The 3,247-nt window shown below is 74.0% G+C and carries 3 protein-coding genes; 2 read left to right on the forward strand and 1 reads right to left on the reverse strand.

Translation table 11 applies throughout. The annotated features are described in order from the left end of the window. Window positions 1-276 (reverse strand): methylmalonyl-CoA mutase family protein (locus tag SNE206_RS39800; RefSeq protein ID WP_407918477.1); only part of this gene is annotated, 276 nt, incomplete at its 3' end. A gap of 1,004 nt (window positions 277-1,280) precedes the next feature. Between SNE206_RS39800 and SNE206_RS39805 the strand changes: the two genes are divergently transcribed. Continuing rightward, window positions 1,281-1,658 (forward strand): hypothetical protein, encoded by a 378-nt coding sequence (locus tag SNE206_RS39805; RefSeq protein WP_407918478.1) that lies wholly within the window; start codon window positions 1,281-1,283, stop codon window positions 1,656-1,658. Continuing rightward, complete coding sequence (locus SNE206_RS39810) at window positions 1,655-2,845, forward strand: CaiB/BaiF CoA transferase family protein (protein ID WP_407918479.1); 1,191 nt, start codon at window positions 1,655-1,657, stop codon at window positions 2,843-2,845. The genes SNE206_RS39805 and SNE206_RS39810 overlap by 4 nt, the downstream gene beginning before the upstream one ends. The last annotated feature ends 402 nt before the right edge of the window (window positions 2,846-3,247 follow it).

Raw genomic sequence — 3,247 nt, forward strand, 5'->3', positions numbered from 1 at the left:
CCAGCCGGAGACCGTGGCCCCCTGCGGTCGGCCGCCGCGCACGAACGGCGGGAAGCCGGGGTACCCGGCATCGGCCGGCGCGTCCTCGGCGGTGTACAGCGGACGGGCACGGAGCCCGTCCTGGAGCCGGGTGGTGAGCGCGTCCTCCACCGCGGTTCCGGAGAGGTCCTTGCCGGACTTGCGCAGGACGCCTTCGACGAGGAGTTGCCACTGCTCGCGGGTCGCATCCGGGAACTCGGCGGCCAGGTGAAGCCCGTCGTCGGGCAGGACTGTCATGGAGGTCCTTACAGAGGCGCTGGACGGAGTGGTGGGTGATCAGGGCGGGCGGTGGAAGCCGTGGAGCCGTCGATCGGCGTCCGACGACGGCACGGACGGACGGGATCCGCGTCGCCCCGCGGTTGCCACCACGCGGTCGGAGGCGTGGACGCACCGCACCGGCGTTCCCGCCTGCCCGGTCCGCGGTGCCTCGTCCGTGTCGGACCTGCTGCCGTGCAGGGCGGTGGTCACCGGGAAGGCGTGGTCCGGGCCCTGCGGGGGCCGGTCGGCAGAAGACGTGCCGTCGGCTGTCCACCTCATCCCCGTCCGCCCGTCACGCCCAGGGGTGCAGTGGGCGTGACGGGCCCCGCCGAGGGTGTTGCGGTCAGACAACTCAACAGGAACCGGAGTAAAGATGTCAACACTTTGGACCGTCCTGGGGAGGCGCGGCCACTCTTCGCGGCGGTGTTCGGGAGCGGATCCGGCCGGGGTCCGTCCCGACCGGGGCCGGATGTCGGCCCCCGGCCCCGGCCTGCCTGTCCGCCGCCCTTCGCAGGTCGGCGCCGCCCGGTGCAGGACAGGGCGCCTGCCGCCTGCGGGCCGGGGGTCGTGCCGGTAGGGGTCGGGGGAGGGGGCGGCGGCGCTCCGGGGCCGTGCGGCCCGGTGGAGCCGTGGTGCCGCGCGGTGGCCGCCTCGAAGGCCGGTCCAGGGATTCCGCAGCAAAATGTTGACATATTCTCTGCGGCTCGTATCGTAGTGTCTCAGCCGCCACCGCTTCGGTCGGGCCCGCAACGGCCCGTCGGTGGCGGCCCGGGGCAGGTATCCGTCCTCGACCGCACCTGCGTCTCCCCCGGCGCGGGTGCGGACGCGGCGGACGCCGTCATCGTCCGCCGCGTCCTCCCCGTCCCGGAGCCTGCGGGCGGCCGGCGCCGACGCTCCTGTCGGCGGACCGGCCGGCCCCCTGTCGCCGACACCACCATCGCGAGCGTGCGACCCGCCGCCCGGCAGAATCGAGTACCAAGACCGTGCCGATAGACATCACCCCGCTCACGCAGGCCCAACGCTTCCAGCCCGCCGGCCACCACGGCGTCGGACCCGTCCACCTCTTCGGCGGCGAGGACTACGACGGCGCCGTGACGGTCGCCCTGTCGCACTACCTGCCCGGCGGCCGGGCGGACATGTCACCCGTCCCGGTGGAGACGCTCTACCTCGTGCTGACCGGCACCCTGACCCTCACCGACGCCGAGGGCGGCACCCACGTCCTGGAGGCCCTCGACGGGGCGCGGCTCGTCACCGGGACGCCCCGCAGCGTCGAGAACCGCACCAATCTGCCCGCGAGCATGCTGGTGATCCGCCCGAACCCGGCGCACCTGCCGGCCGACGCACCGCAGGCCCGGTCGTGACCGGGCCGCTGGACGGGCTGCTCGTCGTCGACCTCACCCGCGCACTCGCCGGACCCCAGGCCGCGATGATGCTCGGCGACCTCGGCGCCCGCGTGATCAAGGTCGAAAGCCCCGCCGGGGACGACACCCGGTCCTGGGGGCCGCCGTTCGTCCGCATCGGTGACGGCACCCCGGAGTCCACGTACTTCCTGTCCTGCAACCGGAACAAGGAGTCGATCACGCTCGACCTCAAGCGTGACGAGGACGCGCAGGTGCTGGCCCGGCTCATCGAGCGCGCGGACGTCCTGCTGGAGAACTTCAAGCCGGGCACGCTGCAGCGGCTCGGATTCGGGACCGCCCGGCTGATGCGGCTCAACCCGCGCCTGGTGACGCTGTCGATCAGCGGATTCGGGCACGACGGACCCGAGGCCCACCGCGCCGGGTACGACCAGATCGCGCAGGGCGAGGCCGGACTGATGTCCCTCACCGGACCGGACCCCGCCAGCCCCCAGCGCGTCGGCGTGCCCATCGGCGACCTGCTCGCCGGCATCAACGGCGCCTTCGGCGTCCTCGCCGCACTGCGGGACCGCGACCGCACCGGCCGCGGCCAGATCGTCCGCACCTCGCTGCTCTCCGCCGTCGTCGCGGCCCACGCGTTCCAGGGAACCCGCTGGACCGTGGCGGGCGAGGTCGGCCGCGCGCAGGGCAACCAGCACCCCACCATCGCCCCCTACGGACTGTTCCGGTGCGCGGGCGGCAGCGTGCAGATCGCCTGCGGGAACGACGGCATGTGGCAGCGCCTCCGCGCCGCGTTCCAGATCGCCGACGACCCGCAGTACGCGACGAACGCCGACCGCGTGGCGAACCGGGACGGCCTCACCGAGGTCCTCGAAACCGCCTTCGCCGGGCACGAGCCGGATGCGCTCCTGCAGCGACTCGCCGACCTCGGCATCCCCGCCGGCCGGGTCCGCACCCTCGACGAGGTCTACGAGTGGGAACAGACCCGTTCGCAGCAGCTCCTCGTCGACGTCGAGCACCAGAGCCTGGGAAAGATCACCCTGCCCGGATCGGCCCTGCGGACCTTCACCGTGGACACCGCGGGAGCCGAGACCGAGACGACCCGCGTCGACCATGCCCCGCCACCCGTCCTGGACGCCGACGCCGACGCGATCCGCGACTGGCTGAACGAGTCCCCGCTGCCGTCCTGAGCCCGCGACCGGCCCCGTGGATTCCCGGTGCCGGGGACGCCTGCACGGCGGCGGCGGAGGAGTTCCGGAGTCGCCGGGGCGGCTCGCCCGCACCGCAGCGGCTCCGCCGCCGCACGGCGCGTACATTCGGCGGCGGCAGGCAGAAACCCCCCATCTCACCCCCACCGGCGCGCCGGACTCCCGGGGCGGGATGCCCGGGTGCCGGTCCCGACGGTCCGGCACGCGCAGCACGACCACTGGTGACACCCGGGGCGATCACGTCCATGCCAACCGGAACGAGCGCTGGGCGCCGGCCGGAGAAGGAGTTCCGATGAGAGACATCGAGCCGGTGACGGCCACCGACCAGTTGCGGCGGGCCTTCGGGTGCTTCCCGTCCGGGGTCACCGCCCTGTGCGCCCGGGG

Source organism: Kitasatospora sp. NE20-6 (genome assembly GCF_045862635.1).